General features: G+C 58.3%; 1 protein-coding gene. It reads left to right on the forward strand.

Annotated features, from left to right (window positions below; genetic code table 11):
• The coding region (locus tag CXQ90_RS21750) for an endonuclease domain-containing protein (protein WP_146068964.1) at nt 1-235 on the forward strand (235 nt) is incomplete at its 5' end.
• Nucleotides 236-628: the final 393 nt, after the last annotated feature.

Consider the following 628-nt stretch of genomic DNA (forward strand, 5'->3'; position numbering starts at 1 on the left):
CCGCCAGGTCCCGCTTCGTGGCTACATCCTCGATTTCGTCTGCTTCGAAGCAAAGTTGTTGATTATCGAAGTCGACGGTGGCCAACACGGCGACAACACCCGGGACATTCACCGCGACGCCCTCTTCCACGCCGAAGGTTTCCGCATCCTGCGCTTCTGGAACGACGAAGTGCTGGAGCATCTCGACGATGTCTGCCGGCATATTCTGTCGGAACTGCGAAACGGTGGGGAGTGATTGTGCCAACTGAACCGATCCCCTCACCAACAAAATCTGAGGTTTAGCCCTGATCGGGCTAAGCCCTCGATTTTGTAACCTCTCCCACAAGGGGGAGAGGGGACCGATGCCGCAACCGCGCACTCCCTCTCCCCCCTCTGTGGGGGAGAAAGCGAAATCGAAGGCTTAGGCGAGCGCAAGCCGCCTAAACTTCAGATTTTCCTGGAGAGGGGCACGGTTCCGTTGGCGAAAACCTCACCAAGCCCCTCTCTTGCGAAATCTGAGGTTTGGCCCTGATCGGGCCAATTCCTCGATTTCGCTTTCTCCCCCGCAAGGGGCGAGATGCCCCCCCCGCGCAAGCCGCTCAAACACCCCAATTTCCGCAGTCGAAGGGGGACGAGTTTGAGAAAATCC

This window comes from Arthrobacter sp. ZGTC131 (assembly GCF_002929275.1).
Taxonomy (GTDB): domain Bacteria; phylum Actinomycetota; class Actinomycetes; order Actinomycetales; family Micrococcaceae; genus Arthrobacter.